Origin of the sequence: Phormidium pseudopriestleyi FRX01 (genome assembly GCF_017313335.1) — a bacterium.
In the GTDB taxonomy this organism is placed as follows: Bacteria; Cyanobacteriota; Cyanobacteriia; order Cyanobacteriales; family Laspinemataceae; genus Laspinema; species Laspinema pseudopriestleyi.
Window position 1 is genome coordinate 1 of record NZ_JAFLQW010000254.1, and the last position, 19,985, is coordinate 19,985.

General features: G+C 44.9%; 14 protein-coding genes. 6 read left to right on the plus strand and 8 right to left on the minus strand.

The features are described 5' to 3' along the window. Positions 1 to 39: 39 nt before the first annotated feature. The 7 genes from J0895_RS09350 to J0895_RS09380 all read right to left on the minus strand — a co-directional run bounded on the left by J0895_RS09350 (position 40) and on the right by J0895_RS09380 (position 7,889). Entirely contained in the window at positions 40 to 1,338 is a 1,299-nt protein-coding gene (locus J0895_RS09350) for an ABC transporter ATP-binding protein (protein WP_207087836.1), read from the minus strand. Then, positions 1,338 to 2,183: an ABC transporter permease gene (locus J0895_RS09355; RefSeq protein WP_207087837.1), complete on the minus strand. Its 846-nt coding sequence runs from the start codon at positions 2,181 to 2,183 to the stop codon at positions 1,338 to 1,340. The genes J0895_RS09350 and J0895_RS09355 overlap by 1 nt, the downstream gene beginning before the upstream one ends. A gap of 127 nt (positions 2,184 to 2,310) precedes the next feature. Beyond that, positions 2,311 to 3,369 (minus strand): glycosyltransferase family 2 protein, encoded by a 1,059-nt coding sequence (locus tag J0895_RS09360; RefSeq protein WP_207087838.1) that lies wholly within the window; start codon positions 3,367 to 3,369, stop codon positions 2,311 to 2,313. 78 nt (positions 3,370 to 3,447) lie between these two features. After that, positions 3,448 to 4,743 (minus strand): glycosyltransferase, encoded by a 1,296-nt coding sequence (locus J0895_RS09365; RefSeq protein ID WP_207087839.1) that lies wholly within the window; start codon positions 4,741 to 4,743, stop codon positions 3,448 to 3,450. Positions 4,744 to 4,920: 177 nt separating this feature from the next. Next, positions 4,921 to 5,886, minus strand: coding sequence for a glycosyltransferase family 2 protein (locus J0895_RS09370; protein WP_207087840.1), 966 nt, complete (start codon positions 5,884 to 5,886; stop codon positions 4,921 to 4,923). A gap of 1,018 nt (positions 5,887 to 6,904) precedes the next feature. After that, complete coding sequence (locus J0895_RS09375; protein WP_242541171.1) at positions 6,905 to 7,438, minus strand: ribonuclease HI family protein; 534 nt, start codon at positions 7,436 to 7,438, stop codon at positions 6,905 to 6,907. Next, complete coding sequence (locus tag J0895_RS09380; protein ID WP_207087841.1) at positions 7,425 to 7,889, minus strand: hypothetical protein; 465 nt, start codon at positions 7,887 to 7,889, stop codon at positions 7,425 to 7,427. Before J0895_RS09380 ends, J0895_RS09375 begins: the two co-directional genes overlap by 14 nt. A gap of 136 nt (positions 7,890 to 8,025) precedes the next feature. Between J0895_RS09380 and J0895_RS09385 the strand changes: the two genes are divergently transcribed. The 4 genes from J0895_RS09385 to J0895_RS09400 all read left to right on the plus strand — a co-directional run bounded on the left by J0895_RS09385 (position 8,026) and on the right by J0895_RS09400 (position 15,613). Then, positions 8,026 to 8,676, plus strand: a complete 651-nt coding sequence (locus J0895_RS09385) for an HAD family hydrolase (protein WP_207087842.1) — start codon at positions 8,026 to 8,028, stop codon at positions 8,674 to 8,676. 254 nt (positions 8,677 to 8,930) lie between these two features. Beyond that, positions 8,931 to 10,766 carry a malto-oligosyltrehalose trehalohydrolase gene (treZ, locus tag J0895_RS09390; protein WP_207087843.1) on the plus strand — a complete coding sequence of 612 codons (1,836 nt, stop codon included), beginning with the start codon at positions 8,931 to 8,933 and terminating at the stop codon, positions 10,764 to 10,766. Between the two features lie 153 nt (positions 10,767 to 10,919). Further along, positions 10,920 to 13,715 (plus strand): malto-oligosyltrehalose synthase, encoded by a 2,796-nt coding sequence (treY, locus tag J0895_RS09395; RefSeq protein WP_207087844.1) that lies wholly within the window; start codon positions 10,920 to 10,922, stop codon positions 13,713 to 13,715. 368 nt (positions 13,716 to 14,083) lie between these two features. Continuing rightward, positions 14,084 to 15,613 (plus strand): trehalase family glycosidase, encoded by a 1,530-nt coding sequence (locus J0895_RS09400; protein WP_207087848.1) that lies wholly within the window; start codon positions 14,084 to 14,086, stop codon positions 15,611 to 15,613. A gap of 257 nt (positions 15,614 to 15,870) precedes the next feature. On the opposite strand, the gene J0895_RS09405 is transcribed toward J0895_RS09400, so the two are convergent. Further along, complete coding sequence (locus tag J0895_RS09405) at positions 15,871 to 16,215, minus strand: DUF4342 domain-containing protein (protein WP_207087845.1); 345 nt, start codon at positions 16,213 to 16,215, stop codon at positions 15,871 to 15,873. 685 nt (positions 16,216 to 16,900) lie between these two features. On the opposite strand from J0895_RS09405, the gene J0895_RS09410 reads away from it, so the two are divergent. Continuing rightward, entirely contained in the window at positions 16,901 to 17,836 is a 936-nt protein-coding gene (locus J0895_RS09410) for a hypothetical protein (protein ID WP_207087846.1), read from the plus strand. A 658-nt stretch (positions 17,837 to 18,494) separates the two neighbouring features. Further along, the coding region (locus J0895_RS26725; protein WP_340643485.1) for a helix-hairpin-helix domain-containing protein at positions 18,495 to 19,985 on the plus strand (1,491 nt) is incomplete at its 3' end.

Sequence of the window (19,985 nt, forward strand, 5' to 3'; positions counted from 1 at the left end):
ATGTAGAGGCGATTCGCGAATCGCCTCTACATTTAGGGTTTATACGGAATCCTGATGATGAAGCACTTTCCAACTGCGGGGTTGATAAAACAGACATCGGCTGGTTACTTTATTGGATTTAACCGTAAATCTAAATGATTCTACGATATCCAAGGATTTCACCCCAGTTCTAATATAAATCTTGGCACTGTATGCACCGGGAACTAAACCGCAGTGAGGCAAGTGCATCTGAATTTCCACTCGTCCTGGAGAGATTTCCAACAACTCATTATCACTCGCGGTTGTTAGATATAACACATACTCGCGATCGCCTCCTAATCCCGTGAGTAAAAACCCCAAATTGGCATTCTCAAAATATCCGGATGACTTACATTCTACGGATAAATAAGCCGGTTCCCCCGAATTCACAACCTCCAAAATATTGCCCGCTTCATCTTTAAAACAAACCTGGGTAATATCTAACCCTATGCTTTCTTCGGGGGATTTTTGTGGGAGTACCATTGCGCCGGTTGCCTTATCCGTCCCACTCAAACAGAGGTCTTCCTCATAGTGGCGAATCACCGATTCGGTTTCTCCGGAGGTAATCAGTTGGCCTTTCTTCAAATAAATCGAGCGATCGCAAACATTCAGCAAACTGTGGGAATTATGAGACACCAGAATAAAAGCAGTCCCCGTTTCCCGCAATTCAGCCAACCGTCGATGACACTTAATTTTAAACTTAACATCTCCTACAGCTAACACCTCATCAATCAGCAGAATATCTGGATTAATATGAGCCGCACAAGCAAATCCTAATCGCGCCGCCATCCCCGAACTATAGGTTTGAACCGGCGCATCAATAGCATCATCAATCTCTGCAAACTCCACCACTTCATCAAAGCGTTCCTCGATTTCTCGGGTCGATAACCCCAAAATCGACATATTCGCATAAATATTTTCTCGCCCCGTTAAAATTGGATTAAATCCCGCTCCCAAGGCAATTAAAGGCGCAACGCGGCCTCGAATTTTCACCGAGCCGGTATCCGGGTGAATTAACCCACTAATAATCCGTAATAGGGTACTTTTTCCGGCTCCATTCGCTCCCACTAATCCCAGGGCTTCCCCCTGCCTGAGTTGGAACTCAATATCGCGCAACGCCCAAAATTCTCCCTCTCGAAGCACATCGCTTTTTCTGCCACCTCCAAATAATTCCGCCGCAATATCTCGCACTCCATAGAGCAAAGATTTCTTTAAATTTCGACAAAATTTCTTAGAGAGGTTTTCCACGGAAACCAACAAATCAGAATCATCGGAAGCGGGAGGGGTAAAATTTTGTTGTTTCAATTCTTCTATTATCATCAAGAACTCACTCTTTCGATTGCAAATGGCAAGGCAATTCTGAATCCCACCCAAGTTACCATTAATCCGATTAAAGTGAACAAGCTGGCAATCCAAAACCCAGTCTGCTGGGACAGGATTCCCGTTGTAGCTAACTCTCGCGTGGTGACTAATAATGGGGTCACGGGATTTAGTTTGACGATTGTCGCAAAGGTGCCCTCTTCGGGAACGGGATAAACCACTGGGGTGAGAAATAACCATAATCCCGTGAGCATGGTTAATCCTTTAGAAACATCTTTATATAAAAGACCGAGGGGGGCTAATAAAATGCCAAAAAATGTTCCGAGTAAAATTAAATGAATTAAGGCAACTGGCGCTAAAATTACGGTCCAACTGACCGGGACTCGAAATATCAGGAATAACGCGCAAATTAAAATCATTTTGATGCCAAAGTTAAACCCGACTTCCCCTAATTTTGCTAAGATTAAGGCTTCTCGGGGAAATTTGACTCGGGCTAACATGGGTTTAGCATCAGATGAGGCTTGAACAGGACCTTGTAAGGATTCAACAAAGGTTTGCCATAGTGCGGTGCTAAACATGACATAAGCGGGATAGGGAATGTCGGTTTCCCCAATGGAAATGGCTCTGGCATTTCCCGCTAGAGTAAATCCTACTGCCATTGCGATCGGGGGAATAAATGCCCAAGCAATTCCTAGAAAGGACTGGCGATATTGAGCGCTGATATCCCGAACCATCAGTCGCCATGCCAGCGATCGCGCTGCCAGCAAATCCCGCCACATTTGTCGGAACATTCGTTTCGGATGTCGGAGTTCACTTTGGGGAGTATAAATGTATTCGGGTCGCATATTTTGTTTACCGACTGGACATAAGTAAAGAACTGGAAAGGGGGAAAAAGGGGGCGATCGCACCCTGAAATATGGCTTTTTTTTTGCAGTATTTCAGAATGCCATGAACCGCTTACGATTGAGATAACTAGGGCGTGGGAGCGTTCTGTTCCTCCCGTGGGGTTTCTGTTGCCATCACTGGTTTAATTTGGATGGGTTCAGATTGCTGTTTGACGTAGCGATCGCTCAGGTAACGATTGAGTAACTTGTCCAAAGGACAGAGAATCCGTCGCTCAAAAAAGCCACTTTTAATCCCAAAAGTCAACCGTTCACTTAACGGCATCAAAATTGACTTTCGGCGTCGCCATCCCATCCGTTTATACTTGACTTGAAAATAAGCATCTTCGTCCAGATTCCATTTATCCCGTAAGCGGTGTAAACTATTCAACTGCCACGCATCACTCCAGCGCAGCATATAGAAAGGTAAATCCGTCAATTCCAGGGGAGGACCGGGAACATAAGTCACCAGGGACGCAGGCTCAAAATAGACGGTTTCCCCAGCTTCTTTGACGCTCATACAGAAGTCCAGATGTTCTTTTGTATTCAGCATCCCTTCATCCAGGGGTCCGAGGCGATCGAAAATCGCGCGACGCACCAAAACACAATGAAATTCAGCCAGTTCCGTTTCCTGTCGTGAGAGTTCGTCGCGCACTTCAGCCACCCGCTTCCCTTGCTTATACATTTTTTCCCGCAGTCTGCGCCGGGGACGTTCCCCATTATTGTCTGTCCAAATATGGGATTCTCCCCCGGCAAAATGGACGATTTCATGAACGGGTTTATCTTGGCACATCAGGGGACCGACGACGGTGGCATGGGTTTCTTCCGCACAGTCTATCAATCGTTCCAACCATCCGGGACTGACAATGACATCGTTATCCAGGAACGCGACATATTTGGTTTTAACCTGACTCAAGCCAATATTGCGACTCTTATTCGGGGATAAATAGCGATTAACTCGAATCAAGTGAAACTCATGCAAGCGAGCTTGTTCTTCTAAATACTGGCGCACTCCATCGGGAGAGTTGCCATCCACATACACTAATTTAAAGGGAATATCTGTGTATTGGTAAATGCTTTCTAGGGATTCACGAGTGCAACTAAATCGTTCCCGAGGAACAACAACAATGGTCACTTGAGGTTCTGTCATGGTTGATTTTTTCCTTAAACTGTAGATTGCAAATTCAGTGAATTATCCAAAATCTGGATAAAACTTAATTCCCTAAAATTATTCGTTTTGGACTGGAATCAACTGAGAGGTTTGGGGAGACTCGGCTGTTGACGGTGAGTTCAGTACCTGCTCATAAATCTCCACGAGGCGATGGTTTAGGGGGTTAATATTGTAGTGGTTTTCTACTTCCATGCGCCCTGCTTGACCCAGTTGACCCCACCGTTCCGGATGCTCAATTAACAGCTTGATTTTTTCAGCTAATCCCTGAGCATCTCGTTCGGGAACTAAAAAGCCCGAAATTCCATCCCGGACTAATTCTGGAATCCCCCCATGATAGGTACTAATCACAGGCAAACCCATCGCCATTGCTTCTTTTAAAACATTAATTGGCGCATCGCAGTCGCCATCGGTAGCGGTGACACTCGGGGCCATAAATAGATGAGAATTTGCCAAAATCTCTTGAATTTCGGGCTGAGTTTTCCATCCGAGTAACTGGACTGAATCTTTAACTTCCAGTTGGTCAATTAATTGGGCTAATTCGGCTTTTAAAGGACCATCGCCAATAATTTGATACTTTAAATTGGGATAGTCTGGAATCAGTTTAGCTACGGCCCGAATTCCGTACTCAATTCCCTTTTTTTCACTGAGTCGTCCCGTAGTGGTAATGAGGATTTTTCCATCAACAGGAGGACGAGGGGGAGAGAAGGTAAAATCCCGAGGTTCCAGTCCGGAACGGACCACCGCGAGGCGATTGGGGTCACAGCCAATGCGGATGAGTTCGCGCTTGAAATAGTCGCAGTTGGTCATAAAAAAGTCACCCTTTTTAAACAGGGGTTCGTAAACGCAGTCGCCATGTTCTTGCAGGTAAAGGCTAATATCAAAGCCGCGAAAGGTGGTGACTAATTTAGCGGAAGGGAAACAGATATCCCGAAATGAAATTCCCCGTAATCCCAGGTCCCCAAATTGACAATGAATGATATCATAGGGCGCTTTATCCAGGGTGGGGAGGGCGACATGGAGTAACCAGAAAGTCGCTGCTGGGGTGCCATATTTAAAAACGTTGAGCGATCGCAGCACCACTCCGGGATTTTTGGTGAAATGAGTGGCCAATAATTTCAACCCATTCAGCCAGCGGACTGCATAATTTGAGCTGATTTCCGGTAAGGGATAGGTGCGATCGAGTAGGTTATATTTTTCCACATCGGGATGCATCTTTTCCCGATTTTTTTCCGGGATACCTTCTAGGGGATAAATATCAACTTCATGATTGCGATCAATCAAGCCCGTAATTTGATTCAGGATGAAAGTTTGGGATAATACTGGAAAGTGGCGGACAATCAAGGCTATTCTCATCGGTTTTTCTCATCTGCTGATAGTTAAGCTAGATTTTTTTAAGAAATTTAATGATTGTTACTGTTTTATGAATTTTAGATATTTAAGTGAAATTTTTATCATTAATAAAGTTAAAATCTCAATAGTAAATTATCTTTAATTTTGGTGGTTTTTTAGAAGTTCATCAAAAAATGAGACTTACCCATTTTTCGCGGATTGACTGATTTCGGTGTTCACGGTACTGGGGATTTTAATTCCAGATTTATTCGGTAGAAAATCCGTGAACAATAGCTTAAATTTTCCCCCAGCCTTAACCCATTTCATCCAGATTAAAAGGCCCATAAACTCTAATTTGTATTTTAAGTCATTGGGGCGGTTATCCTTGCCAATTCTAAACCAAATTCGCAACGGGGGCTTGAGGTCTGAGAGGATAAACTTGAGAATTAACAATGGAAAATTGGGGCGATGGCGGTTGAGATGATAGGTGGCCCTTGCCACTCTCGTCACCTTTTTCTGGAGTTGTTTGACTGAATCTCGGGCTGGATGACAGATGGAAGCATCAGCTGCATAACTTTGGGCGTAACCCTCCGCAAAAACGCGATTTCCCCATTCGCGATCGCCGCCTGATTTCAGGTTTGAGTTAAATAACCCGACTTGCTCAAACACTTGTTTATAAGTAAAAACATTGGCCGTTGCCGCAAATTTTTCATGTTCCAGATAATATTCTTGCTGCAAAAAGAAAAATTGGTCGTAGAGTTCCGCAGCGTTTGGACGGTTGGGATTTTTAAAAGAAAACTGAATATGACCCCCCACCAATCCACAATTAGGAATCGCTAATAAATGAGCCGTTCCCTTCTCCAACCAATCGGAGTGGGGAATACAATCGGCATCCGTAAAAGCCAGAACTTCACCTTTAGCCTGTAAAATTCCTTTGTTGCGAGCGGTATAAGAACCCGGAGAAGGTTCTACCAGCATTTTCGCTTGTTTAAATTGGCGAACGACTGGCTCAATACTTTCATCCGACCCATTGTCAATCACCAAGACTTCATAAAGATATTTTGGATAGGTTTGCTTTTCTAATGCCTCCAAACAGAGTTGAAGTTGTCTCCGGTCATTCAAAACCGGAATGATAATAGAAATAAAGGGTTGAGTTTGCTGATACATTTTTTTTCTTTGATTAAACAAAGAAGGGTTAGGATTGGCAAGTCTAGTTCCCTTTGGGCAAGATATAAAGTTACCCCTATGAAGGATTTTTCGCTAATAGGCAAATGCTCGCTTCAGTGGCGATCGCCCCAAAGACTGCAAATCTCCCGATGGGCGATCGACCAATTCTGCGATTATCTCTCCTCGCTCATCTATTCCCGATGATTAGGATGAACCCTTTCAAGCGTGGTCAAGGAGAGAGAGGAAAAAGGTATTGGAAACTACTTTTAACAGGTAATTCTAAGAATTGACGCTGTAAAAGACTTATATCAGTTTTATCCACCCCCGACACCAAACTCCTCTACCTAGGGGATGAGTTATTAACATTTTATAATCCATATCCTCCGTTTAATATAGCCTGAAAACCTTCCTCTATCCCCTGCTAATAGGAGATTTGCCGCTCTTAAGTTAATAATAATTTGTAGAAAGAATTAGTCATTTTTTGGCGAATATCTATCGAGTCCCTATCCCACACCCGGGAAGATTACTATAGACAAGTTTTTTAACTGAGGTTTTGCCATACCCCTAAGAGCAGCCCTTCTCACTGCTTCCTGAGTTGTCGGAGTTCAGATTTTTTCAACATATCTTAACCCTAGGGTCCTCTAATTTCTACTCATATCTTGAGTTAACGGTCAATCTATCAAAAGAAGTAAACCGAGGTGATTTTCCAAGTTAGCCTAATCCGTCAACCCTCCTGGAGTAGAGAGGGTCGAATCTGTGCTGTTTTTCCATTCTAAATCGCCCTCGTGCCTGTGCTGATGCCACCCTACTTCGCCCCGGGTTCCGGTGTACTTGGGCCGTCCAATTCTGCACATAGGCTAGATCGTAACGGTCCGGTGAAGTCATGATGTTGAAGTTAGGGACGAAACCAGTTGCTTTGTACTCGATTGACATTAAATCAGCAAGAGTTGACTAGGAAACCCGATAAAAAACGACTAAAGTCATGTTAGTTTTTATTGGAAAATAAAAAGCCATCGAGTTAGGATTGGTATTCGTCTATGGCTCGATTGGCTTCAGCGTCGGCTAGGGCGTTGTTGGCTCTGCGGACGTGCTCGGGGGGGGCGTAGCTTTCAAATTGATTGAGGAGGGATTTTACTTGGTCATAGAGGGGTTTTAATTCTGGTTTTTTGACGCGATATTGGCCGAGGAGTTGTTTGACCATGAGTTCACTATCGGCGCGGAGTTGGACGCGGGTTGCTCCCATTTTTAGGGCGGTTTCTAGGCCAAGGATAGCGGCTTGATATTCGGCTTGATTGTTGGTGGTTTCTCCTAGGTATTTACAGACTTTGTTCAGGACATTTCCCTGTTCGTCAAGGAGGACTGCACCGGCTCCTGCTGGGCCGGGGTTACGGCGAGAGGCTCCGTCGGAATAGATTATGATATACATTAAGAATGACTCCTTTAGGGGTGAATAGGTATTGTACTGCAAAATGGAGGGGCGATCGCAATTTTTTGATTCAGAATTAGATCCCGTGGTGGAGATGCGATCGCCGGATGGGTTAGGGATATTCAACAATTAAGGGTCCATGCGGTAGCAAGCGGCGATCGGCATGGGCTTTTTTATTGAGGGCATGGAAGGAGGCAATGGGAATCTGTTCACTAACCGGCAATTCACTGAGATTTTCCACTTCCCAAAAAACGGCCCAAGTGCTTTTATCCAGTTGTGCTGAATCGGGGCGAAATCGCTTTTCTCCAGGATATCGACCGCGACGGGAGGGCAGGTGACCTTGATAGATGCCATGCCACGCTACGGACATCAAAAGGGGTTTATCGGAGTCAGGATGGGAGGGGTAGATAAACACTTCTACTGCTTGACCTTTTCTGATTTCATCCGCTTCCCGAAACAGTTCCCAGGCATCACTTCCGAAAACAACTTTCCCCTCGCGATCGCAAGTTTCCTTGCCGGAAATTAAGTGGGGTTCGGGAACGTGGGCCAGAATTGCAAAGGCTTTGGTGATGGTCATTTAATTTAACATCCTTAGATTTTCAGACTCAAGGGTTACCTGGTTGTCGTCACCGAGTTTTTTCGGTTTCCTAAGATGGTTATTCAAAGGACTGAATTTTCGGCTAATCTCAGTTTACTGGTTTTCTGGAGAAACAATGATATCTGCATTACTTTTTGATTTAGATGGAACCCTGTGCAACACTGACCCCACTCACTTTCAAACTTGGGTGGAACTGTTGCAAGACTATGGGATGGAGATTGATGAAGCTTTTTATCAATCCCGGATTACCGGACGGCTGAATGAGGCAATTATTCAAGATTTGTTACCTCAATTTTCACCGTCCCAGGGGAAGCAGATTGCGGATGAAAAGGAAGCGCGTTTCCGCAAACTCGCTTTAAAACTGGAGCGATTAGCCGGGGTTTCCAATATTTTAGCATGGTCTGAGGAACGGGAATTATTGCGATCGCTCGTTACAAATGCTCCCCCAAAAAATGTAGAATTCATGTTACAAGTGTTAGGATTAACCGAGATGTTTAAATCGGTAATTCTAGCAGAAAATTTGCCTGCTGGCAAGCCCGATCCGCTCCCTTATCGCATAGCATTGTCAGGATTAGGGATTTCCGCATCGCAGGCAGTCGCCTTTGAGGATTCTCCCTCGGGGATTCGGTCAGCGGTGGGGGCCGGTATTTACACCATTGGCATTGCTTCGACTCAATCGCCGAAGCGCCTCAAAGATTTGGGTGCATCAATGGCGGTTTCTGATTTCACCGACCCGGAACTGTGGAAGCTGCTGGAAACGATTTAGAGGGTCTTCTCTTCGCTTCTGAGTTGGGGTTTAATTGCATTGTTTTATCGGTAAAAAACAATGTAATTGTTTTCTCTGATACCATTTCTTTGAAATTCTTTAAAGGCGATGGTATTGTAAACGAATTTGCCCCTTAAATCTTCTCTCTTTAGAAAGATGCTGCGTTGGCCTGTTTGCAGCAATAATAAGGATTGAGTTTATCTTAGACTTGAAGGGTCTATTCCCACTTTATTCAGTAGGTTCTATCAAAACGTATGACGGTTACACTAGGTTCTAATTATTTGGGGAACGATCGCTGTGAGTTTACGGTGTGGGCACCCACGCTTAAGGAAGTGGCGGTGGTGATTGCTGCCGAGGATGAACAACGGGCGATCGCGATGGAACGGCAGGCAGAAGGATATTGGAAGGCGACTGCTGAAGGGATTGCACCGGGGACGCGGTATTTCTATCGGTTAAACGACAACCTGATGAGAGCGGATCCTGCGGCTCATTTGCAACCGGATGGGGTACATGGGGCCTCAGCCGTGGTGGACCTGAAGGCATTTTCCTGGAGCGATCGCAGTTGGTGTAACCTTCCCCTATCTGAGTATATCATCTATGAACTGCACGTTGGCACATTTACCCCCGAGGGAACATTTGAGGCGATTATTCCCCGTCTTGGAGTCTTAAAAGATTTGGGAATTAACGCCATTGAAATTATGCCAGTCGCCCAATTTCCTGGCGATCGCAACTGGGGATATGATGGGGTGTTTCCTTATGCAGTCCAAAATTCCTACGGAGGACCGCACAAATTAAAACAATTGGTTGATGCCTGTCATCAACAAGGCATTGCGGTGCTCATAGATGTAGTTTATAATCACATCGGTCCGGAAGGCAATTATTTAGCAGATTTTGGTCCATATTTTACTAACAAATATCGACCCATTTGGGGAGAACCGCTTAATTTTGATGAAGAATACAGCGATGGAGTTCGTCACTTTTTCATCGAAAATGCCCTCTATTGGCTGCGAGAGTATCACATTGATGGATTACGTTTAGATGCAATTCAAGGCATTTTTGAAACGGGGGCGCGGCCCTTTTTGCAACAAATGGCCGATGCGGTGGCGGACTTGTCTGAGCAGAAAGGACGAAAATTTTATTTAACAGCCGAAAGCGATTTAAACGATGTTCGGGTCCTGCGTCCCAAAGAATTGGGAGGCTATGGGCTAGACTCCCAATGGTGTGATGATTTCCATCACGTTCTGCATACCTTGCTGACGGGAGAAAATGACCGATATTATAAAGATTTTGGGCAGATTCAACAGTTAGTTAAATCCTTCAAAGAGGGGTTTGTTTATGATGGACAATATGCCCCCCATCGGAAGCGCCGACATGGAAATTCTGCCAAGGATCAACCGGCTTATCAATTTATTGTTTTTTCTCAAAATCACGACCAAACCGGGAACCGAATTGCGGGCGATCGGCTATCTCATTTGATTTCCTTTGATGGATTAAAACTAGCAGCAGCCACCGTATTGCTTTCTCCCTTTTTGCCCTTGTTATTCATGGGAGAAGAGTACGGAGAAACAGCACCATTTTTGTATTTTGTCAGTCACTCCGACCCCGACTTAATCGAAGCCATTCGCCAAGACAAGGAAAAAGAATTTAAACAGGCTTTCAAGTCTGGAAAATTTAATAATCCTCAAGATGCTAATACCTTTTATCAATGTCAGATCAATTGGGAATACCATCAACAAGGTCAACACCAGGTCCTCTGGAACTTTTACCGCCGCTTAATTGAACTGCGTCGCACCATTCCCGCCCTAAAAAAGCTCAGTAAAAAAACCCTAGACTGTGGCTGCTTGGAAGCCGAAAAGCTCCTGTTTGTCCGGCGATGGGCTGAAAATAGCCAAGTCTTCTATATGATTAATTTCAGCACCAGCACTGTCCAATTTGAACCTAATATTCCCGATGGAAATTGGCAAAAAATCTTAGACTCCTCTGAAGAAAGTTGGAAAGGTCCAGGGTCATCCTTACCCGAAGTTCTTCAACCCCAAAAATCCATCTCAATTCCCGCTTTAACCGTCGCAGTTTATCAAATTTCAGGATAAAAACAACATCCCCCTGTCTCGTTCCCAGGCTCTGCCTGGGAATGCAAAATAGGAGGCTCTGCCTCCTGTCTACTCAAGCGTAAAAACTGTAAAATAGCTTGACGTTAAAAAACCCATGCAAACCGTCCATTTTCACCTAACCCCAAGTAAAACATGAAAATTCCACAAGCAACTTATCGGATTCAATTTAACTCCAACTTCCAGTTTAAAGACGCCGAAAAAATAGTCGAATATCTGGCAGATTTAGGAATTTCAGATATTTACGCTTCCCCAATTTTCAAAGCGCGTCAAGGCAGTACCCACGGCTATGATGTGGTAGACCCCAATCAACTCAATCCCGAACTGGGAACTCCAGAAGCATTTGAGTCGTTGATGGAAAAAATCCAAGGAAAAAACCTCGGATGGGTGCAGGATATTGTCCCCAATCATACCGCTTATGATAGTGAAAATTCCATGCTAATGGATGTCCTAGAAAATGGGTCAGCATCGGATTATTTTGATTACTTTGATATTGCTTGGAATGCTCCTTATGGGGATATTAGTGAAGGGGTTTTAGCTCCTTTACTCGGGAATTTTTATCAAGAATGTCTGGAGAATGGAGAAATTCAGCTTCAATACGATGCCATTGGGTTAACTGTCCAATATTATAGTCTAAAACTGCCGATTCGGATTGAGTCTTATGTGGCTTTTTTGACTCATAATTTAGGCAAACTGCGAAGAACCTTGGGGCGAAATCATCCGGAATTTATCAAACTGTTGGGAATTCTTTACTTATTAAAAAGTATTCCCGCAGAAACGAAGGGGCGAGAGAGGTATGACCAACTCACATTTGTTAAAGGGTTGTTGTGGGAATTGTATGACCAAAATCCCGATATCTGCCAATTTATCCAGGATAATTTAAAGGAATTTAATGGCACACCAGGAATACCGGAAAGCTTTAATTTGCTGGAAGAGTTACTGCGGGAACAAGTGTATCGCCTCACCTTTTGGAAAGTGGGGGCGGAAGAAATCAACTACCGACGATTTTTTACGGTGAATGAACTGATTTCCGTTCGGGTGGAAACCCTGCGGGTGTTTCATGATACCCATGATTTAATCGCCAAATTGGTCAAAGAGGGAAAATTTACTGGGGTGCGGATCGATCATATTGATGGACTCTATGACCCTCAGCAATATTTAGAACGATTGCGAGAAAAATTAGGGGATATCTATATTACGGTGGAGAAAATCCTGGAAGTGGCCGAAATCATGCCCTCAAATTGGCCAATTCAGGGAACCAGTGGCTATGATTTTATGAATCGGCTGAATGGGTTATTTTGCAATCGGAATAATCAAGACAAATTCACGGAAATATATGTCAAGTTTACTGGTTTTAATCACGATTACCAAGACTTGTTTTTTGAGAAGAAGCACCTGATTGTCGATCTCAATATGGCAGGAGATGCGGACAATCTGGCCCATTTGTTAAAATCCATTGCCAATCAATCCCGGGAGGGACGAGATTTTACCTTGTATTCCCTCAGACGAGCGCTGGTGGAGGTGCTAGTCGCGTTCCCAGTGTATCGCACCTATATTAATGGGGAGGGGGTCAGCAGTCGCGATCGCCACTATATCAAAGAGGTGATTTCTCAAGCGAAACACCTTCTGCCATTACAAGGAAAAGAGCTAGATTTTATTGAAAAATTAATGTTACTGGAAAATGCCGATTATTTAACGGAAGAAGAACGAGAACAGCGTCTTTATTCCGTGATGCGGATTCAACAGTGGACAGGACCCTTGATGGCAAAAGGGATTGAAGATACTCTGTTTTACGTTTACAATCGGTTAGTTTCTCTCAATGAAGTAGGCGGCGATCCGGCCCAATTTGGCCTAACTTTAGAGGAGTTTCATGAGTTTAATACTCAACAAAAAGACCAGTGGATTCATAAAATGAATGCCACTTCAACCCATGATACGAAGCGGGGAGAAGATGTCCGCGCCCGAATTAATGTGTTGTCAGAAATTCCCAATGAGTGGGAACAACAAATCACCTCTTGGCGGGAAATTAATCAAGGACATAAAACAAAACTCCCAGATAAAGTTGTCCCCACTGCCAATGATGAATATTTCTTTTATCAAACCCTGTTAGGTGCTTTTCCTTTTGCAGAAAGCGAGTATTCTGAATTTATTCAGCGGGTTAAAGATTGTTCTATAAAATCTGTGCGCGAGGCGAAAGTTCACACGGCTTGGTTACGCCCAGATACGGCATACGAGGAGGGATTTTTGGCGTTTATCGATGCTGTGATGCAACCGTCGCCTGAAAATCCATTTTTCCAGAAATTCCAGCCATTTCAACAGAAAATCGCCTCTTATGGAGTTTATAATTCTTTAGCTCAAGTGCTGCTGAAACTGACGACTCCCGGAGTGCCAGATTTTTATCAAGGAACGGAATTGTGGGATTTAAGTTTAGTTGACCCGGATAATCGCCGTCCCGTAGATTTTGAGCAACGAATAGCAGCGTTACAGGAGATTCGGACTCAAGCATCGGAGGATATTTTAGCCTTGATGAAGGAGTTACTGTCTTATCCTGAATCGGGAAAGATTAAACTGTTTACGATCGCCCGAATTTTAGAGGCCAAATCTCAGGCGATCGCCCTGTTTCAAACGGGAGATTACCGCCCATTAAAAGGGTCTGGAAAATTTAGCGAAAATGTGGTAGGATTTGCCCGATCGCAGGGTAATCAAGTGGCGATCGCAGTCGCACCCCGCTTTCTCACTCATCTCATCCAACCGGGCACTCTCCCCCTGGGAAAAGTTTGGCAAGACACCCATTTAGAACTACCTTCCGGATTCCCATCACAGTGGCAAGATGCAATTTCTGGACAACTCATTCAAACCGATGGTACTTTGTCAATTGCCGAAACCTTAACCCATTTCCCCGTTGCCTTGTTAATGAATCAAACCCCCTAATCATGGCTGACCCTTGATGAGATTAACCCGGGTAAAACCCACTAAAGGCGGATTTATATAGCAATCCTAAATGATTTATGACCTATATAGCTCCCCTCTCCCAAAGGGGTCGAAGGGGGTTGGGGGTGAGGGCATTCCACAACTGATAAAGGATTGCTATATAGCGTTTTCCATAGTTATGAGGGACTTTTTGGGAGTGCGAGCATCTTGCTCGCTATTATCCTAGCGAGCAAGATGCTCGCACTCCTTAAATAGAGTCGCATTCCGACAATTTTTTTTGCAAAAATGCTACAATAAAAGAAAGTGCGATGACTTAGATGGAATGGCCTTCTTTTTTAGTGTTAATTTAACATCAACTGGTGATAACAATGATAGCCGATGTGTTTCAACCCAACGAATTTCCCAGTCCCAGTCGCATTGCAGCGATGCGAGAATATATCAAAAAAACCTGGAAAACCCTCTATCGTTCTCATGCTCATATTTTAGAAGCAGCAAAAGACGATAAAATCGGCCATAATGATGACCAACGCTGGCCGATTTACATCTCGGCAATGGAGGATAAAACCCGGGTTGAAGCTGAATTTAAAAGTGTTTTAAGCCCCGAAGAATTTCAACAAATTGAAATTAGGAGGATCCCCTCAGAAATGGATCAAATTACCGAACATGGATTGCTGTATCTTCCCGGGGATTATGTGGTGCCTGGAGGTCGGTTTAATGAAATGTATGGATGGGATAGTTATTTTATCGCCCTGGGATTGTTACGGGATGGGGAGATAGAATTAGCGAAAAGTCAAGTGGATCAGTTAATTTATCAAATCGACAATTATGGAACAATTTTAAATGCGAATCGGAGTTATTTGTTGTCCCGATCGCAACCGCCATTTTTAACGCCGATGATTTTGGCAGTATATGAGCATACCCAGGATAAAGACTGGTTGCGATCGCTCTTGGGGGCGGTAGAAAGCCATTACTATTACTGGATTGTCCCTCCGCACTTAAATCAATCCACGGGACTTTCTCGCTATTGTGCATTAGGAGAAGGACCCGCTCCAGAAGTGCTCGTATCAGAAACCGATGAGCAGGGCCGAACTCACTACGATCGCATCCGAGAATATTATCGACGATTTGAAGTAATGGCTTATGATGTGAGCTTGTATTACGACAAAGAAACCGATACGCTAACTGACCTTTTTTATAAAGGCGATCGCTCCATGAGAGAATCGGGATTTGACCCCTCGAACCGTTTTGGTCCTTTTAATATCGATATTATTCATTACGCGCCGGTTTGTTTGAACGCGCTGCTGTATCGAATGGAGCAAGATATTGCCCAAATTATGAATATTTTAGGCAATCCGCAACTGGCAGAATTATGGTGCGATCGCGCTCAAACCCGCCACCAGTTAATCGATAAATTCCTCTGGGATGAACCCTCCGGTTTGTACTTAGATTATAACTTCCGGACCAACGAACGCCGCCTGTATGAATTTGCCACTACCTTTTATCCCTTGTGGGTTGGACTCGCCTCAGAAAAACAAGCACAACGAGTGGTGGAAAACTTGGAATTATTTGAAGCTCCCGGAGGATTGCTCACCAGTTCTCATGTTACCGGAAATCAATGGGATGCTCCCTTTGGTTGGGCACCTTTGACCTTAATTGCGGTGGAAGGATTGTATCGCTATGGGTATCGCACTGAAGGCGATCGCATTGGGGGCAAGTTCATTAATTTAGTCACCCAAGAATTTGAAAAAACCGGCACTCTTTTAGAAAAATATGACGTTCTCTCGTGTTCGTCAGAAGTTTCTAACGAAATTGTCTTTGGATATAGTACCAATGAAATCGGATTTGGTTGGACCAATGGCTCAGTTTTAGAATTGTTAGCCCAAGCGAAGAAGACTTAAAAAAAAACCCTCCCCGGGTGCATGAAACCGCTATAAACCCGGGGAGGGAGTTTCATGTTTTTGCCCGGACTTCCTTCTAAATCTTTGAGGAGGTAACCCGGTTAAAAGGGGGAATTGATAAATTTCCCCCTCCTATTTAATTCAGATGATGCAGAACTCTTCAGTCAATGGGGTATCCCGTAAACCGATTACACAATTTTAAAAGGTTACCTTTTAAAAGGTGGTTTTGGGAAGTTTTTATGAAGTTTGCAAGATGTCTAATCTTCTTTTTTCTCAACAACTATGGTGAGACGAGCGACCATTGCGCCAATTGCGCCAACCGCTGCAAAGACCGGAAATAATGCCACCCCAATTGTTCCCCCAACGACCCCAACAGTGAGGGGAATTTCAATTAAAGTGTGACCCTCTTCATTTTTAATGACAATCCGTCGGGCATTTCCTTGTTGAATCAGTTCTCTAACTTTTTTGGCCAGGTCGTCTCCATTCAGTTTAAACTCTTCAATCCGAACATTTGAATTCGTTTGCACTTCGGGGTCAATGGGGATGACAGGTTCTTGGAAGGGCGTTCCGCTGGGATTTTCTGGACGAATGGGTTCAGTCATGATAAGCAGTCCTGTAAATGGAAGTATGCTTATAGTCTACCAAATGGTTTTAAGGATGAGTGGCGATCGCCTGGAGGTTACAACCGGGGGAAGAGGTATCCCCGTCGTCTCCAGAGGGAGTTGAGTCGAGTTCCCCAGTGACGGGAAAGGGGGATTACGAAGGGGGAGAGGGTTCGGAAGCTTATCAATGGAGAGTTGAGCCTATTTTCGCTACAATAATCACAGCAGAACTCAACAGAGAACGGGAGGGATGAGCGAGGAGAATTGATGCAAAAGGAGGACGGGTTGCCTGGGGTAGCACTCTTGACAACCGGGTGAGGGACAAGGGAGGATTTGAAAACCTCTCCCTGGCATTCTCGGGCGTTAGTACAGTAAAGGGTAGAAACCGCGTTTCTTGACCGCATCTCTACTTGCATTGCTACCATAAGGATGGAAAATCCGGTTTCTTGTCCCCTTGATTTAATCTTGATCTAAGACTGGACTGACGCCCTACTGTTCAACGGCGATCGCCATTGATGAGGGGTCAAACCCTCTATCCCAGAAAGGGAAAAAACTCTCAGAACTCATTCTGGAGAAACCTTTTACTTGATGCGGATCAACGGGTTAATTTTAAATCTCGATTTAAACTTTAAAAAAAGCATCTCTCTTTTTAGGTAAATTAATCACTTTAAATGGGTATCATTCCATGTCGAAACGGGAGCATCTACTCATCCAATTTAGGCAACTTATCAAACCGTATCATTGGCTTGAAATAACAGAAGTTCTGTTATTAGTTGGATCCGTTGCGGGTACGGTGGCAGCAGCGATCGCAAAACAGGCTGCTTATGCTGCTGCCCCAGTAACCCTTGCCCTCTGGCTGAATTTTCTGAATCAGAAACGTCGAGAGGGGCTCAACCAAGAGAAAATCCCCTCAGTGATTTCTGAAATCGAGCTAAAATTGTCAGAATTAGACCAACAGTTAAAAGCCCTCCCTGAGCCAGTTATTATTAATTTATATGAAGTAAATGAGGAACTATCAAAACTGAATAAATCGGTCACCATGATTGAGGGAAAAGCAGCATTTATGACCTCAAAAGTTTACGATAATTTATCTTTAAAAATTGAAGCCCTCCACAAACAAATTGCTGAATTCACCGAACCGTTTGATTTAACCCGATTTGAAGCCAAAATTGCCTCATTGAATGTAGCAGTCCAATTTTTAGCCCAACGCCCGATTATTGATTTGCAAGAGTTTGATAAACTACATCGTCAAATTCTGCAAGTCGAAGCCGATCGCCGAGATGTGATTTCTCCTTACCTTCAGCAATTGGAAGGGGAAATTCAAAAGTTACAACAGACGGATTTGATTCTCACCCGGAAGTTGGACACCCTCACTCAAAAATTTACCTCTCGACCGGAAATGGCCCAACTGTCTAAATTAAGCCGCATCGTCGCCCGGTTGAGCGATAGTTTAAACCAAATGCAACAGACAGAAGCGATCGCCTCCCTCTATGAAGACATGGACGGACTCTCCCGCGAGATTAACCAGTTAAAGCAACAATTGAAACCCCAACCCGAACTCACCCCAGTTCAGGAACTGCCCCAAACTCAGCAGAATGATTCATTCGGGATGGATCGCTAGGGGGATAACCCTAGATTCAACCCCCGAGAACCTTCCCCCCTGCCGGGTGAAGCGCCTCTCCCAACTGAATCGCACCTGATCCCCGCTGCAGTTTCTGTTGATTTAAGCGGGCAGGTTGATGGCAAAATAAAATATATCCGATCCTTTATCAATTGTGGAATGCCCTCACCCCCAACCCCCTTCGACCCTTCGACCCCCTTCGACCCCCTTCGACCCCCTTCGACCCTTCGACTGGCTCAGGGCTCAGGACAGGCTTCGACTGGCTCAGGGCTCAGGACAGGCTTCGACTGGCTCAGGGCTCAGGACAGGCTTCGACCGGCTCAGAGCTCAGGGCTCAGGACAGGCCTCTCCCAAAGGGGGAGAGGGGAGCAAGAGAGGGCATAAATCATTTAGGATTGCTATATCCGATCCTTTATCAATTGTGGAATGCCCTCACCCCCAACCCCTCTCCCAAAGGGGGAGCAAGAGAGGGCATAAATCATTTAGGATTGCTATAGCAGTCTATTTTTATTCTTTTGGGGACTTAGAAGCCACCCAGTTTTCAATTAAAATAGTTTCTTCTATGCCAAACTTAATAGTTTAGCGTCGATCCCCGATCACCCTAGGATGATCCTCAATGTTAACCAATAAAGAAAAAGATTAGAGGAGGTAAAAACAAGTGACGACCGATATTACCACAAAAGAAGTCCGAGCGCAGATCGAAGCCATAAAAATTAAAGTTGAACGCAACGGCCATTTAACCCCGATCGCCCAGATTGCACCCATCGAGGTAGAGGGTACTAAAATTGAGTACGCCACCTTCCTCGGCAGCGATCGCTTCGCCGAGTTAAACCCCCAAATTGGCGATACCCTCCTCCTGTGTCATGGGGGAACCGACAAAATGGCGGAAGTGGTTGGGGTCATTGCAGAAGAACGCTCGAACGGCCATCAACCCTTTCTCATGCCGACCCACTGCCCAGAATGCGGATCCCCCGTCATCCGGACCGCCGATGATGAAATTAGCTGCATTAATTCCTCCTGTGCTCCCATTCTTCCCTACAGCTTGCTCAATTGGGCGAGTCGAGATGCAATGGAAATTAGCGGATTGGGAGAAAAACTGGCACACCAACTGATCGAACATGGACTGGTTAAATCCGTTGCTGATTTGTACGAACTCAACCCTGACCAACTGATCACCCTGGAACGGATGGGGAAAAAATCGGCGAAAAACCTCCTCAAGGCGATCGCCAAATCCAAATCCCTCCCCTGGTCAAGACTCCTGGCCAGTTTGGGCATCCGCCAAGTCGGTCGTGCTACCGCGCAACTGCTTACCCATGAATTCGCCACCGTTGGAGACCTCGCCAAAGCTGAAATCGCCGGACTGGAGGCCATTGACGGGATCACTCCCGAAACCGCCCAGTCTGTCTATTCCTGGTTCCGGATTCAGGCCAATCAAACCTTAATTGAGCGCTTATCCGCCGCCGGGTTGCAACTCCCCTCGGTAGCATTACCTGAGATTCTCGATGTCCCCGTCGCCCCAGAAACGGCGACCCAGGAAGTCCAACCCGACCCTGCACCCCTCCACCAAGAACCTGTTGCCATGCCTGCTCCTGCTCCCTCAGAAACCGCCTCTGATGGACAGTCCCAATTGGATACCACGGCTCAACAATTACAAACCGCGACTGAACGCAACGCTCAATTACAATCGGATTTAGAGCAAGCTACTCAGAGTTCGGGTCAGTTGCGATCGCAGTTAGAGGAGATTCGGACCAACTTAGAACGGGCCGAACAACAAACAGCGCAACTCCAATCAGAACTAGCAGAAAGTCGGCAGCAGTTGACCCAAGCGAATCAGTCTGAGTCACTGGAATCGGAACTGGCTCAAAAGAGCAGCCAACTCACCCAAGCTCAGGAGCAAACGGCTCAATTAAATGCTCAATTACAGGAAATTCAGTCTGCATTAGAAGCGTCTACTCGCCAAGCTAAAGAACTCCAAACTGAATTAGCTCAATCTCATCAACATTCAGGGGAATTAGACTCTCAATTGCATCAGGTGCGAACTGAATTAGAGCAATCTCATCAACATTCAGGGGAATTAGACTCTCAATTGACTCAGGTGCGAACTGAATTAGAGCAATCTCATCAACATTCAGGGGAATTAGACTCTCAA

Excerpts from the sequence above, each read along its gene's own strand:
- J0895_RS09380 (WP_207087841.1), bottom strand. The coding sequence starts at position 7,889 with ATGACCATCACCAAAGCCTTTGCAATTCTGGCCCACGTTCCCGAACCC.
- J0895_RS09350 (WP_207087836.1), bottom strand. The coding sequence starts at position 1,338 with ATGATAATAGAAGAATTGAAACAACAAAATTTTACCCCTCCCGCTTCC.
- J0895_RS09385 (WP_207087842.1), top strand. The coding sequence starts at position 8,026 with ATGATATCTGCATTACTTTTTGATTTAGATGGAACCCTGTGCAACACT.
- J0895_RS09355 (WP_207087837.1), bottom strand. The coding sequence starts at position 2,183 with ATGCGACCCGAATACATTTATACTCCCCAAAGTGAACTCCGACATCCG.
- treY (WP_207087844.1), top strand. The coding sequence starts at position 10,920 with ATGAAAATTCCACAAGCAACTTATCGGATTCAATTTAACTCCAACTTC.
- J0895_RS09370 (WP_207087840.1), bottom strand. The coding sequence starts at position 5,886 with ATGTATCAGCAAACTCAACCCTTTATTTCTATTATCATTCCGGTTTTG.
- J0895_RS09410 (WP_207087846.1), top strand. The coding sequence starts at position 16,901 with ATGTCGAAACGGGAGCATCTACTCATCCAATTTAGGCAACTTATCAAA.
- J0895_RS09405 (WP_207087845.1), bottom strand. The coding sequence starts at position 16,215 with ATGACTGAACCCATTCGTCCAGAAAATCCCAGCGGAACGCCCTTCCAA.
- treZ (WP_207087843.1), top strand. The coding sequence starts at position 8,931 with ATGACGGTTACACTAGGTTCTAATTATTTGGGGAACGATCGCTGTGAG.
- J0895_RS09360 (WP_207087838.1), bottom strand. The coding sequence starts at position 3,369 with ATGACAGAACCTCAAGTGACCATTGTTGTTGTTCCTCGGGAACGATTT.
- J0895_RS09365 (WP_207087839.1), bottom strand. The coding sequence starts at position 4,743 with ATGAGAATAGCCTTGATTGTCCGCCACTTTCCAGTATTATCCCAAACT.
- J0895_RS09400 (WP_207087848.1), top strand. The coding sequence starts at position 14,084 with ATGATAGCCGATGTGTTTCAACCCAACGAATTTCCCAGTCCCAGTCGC.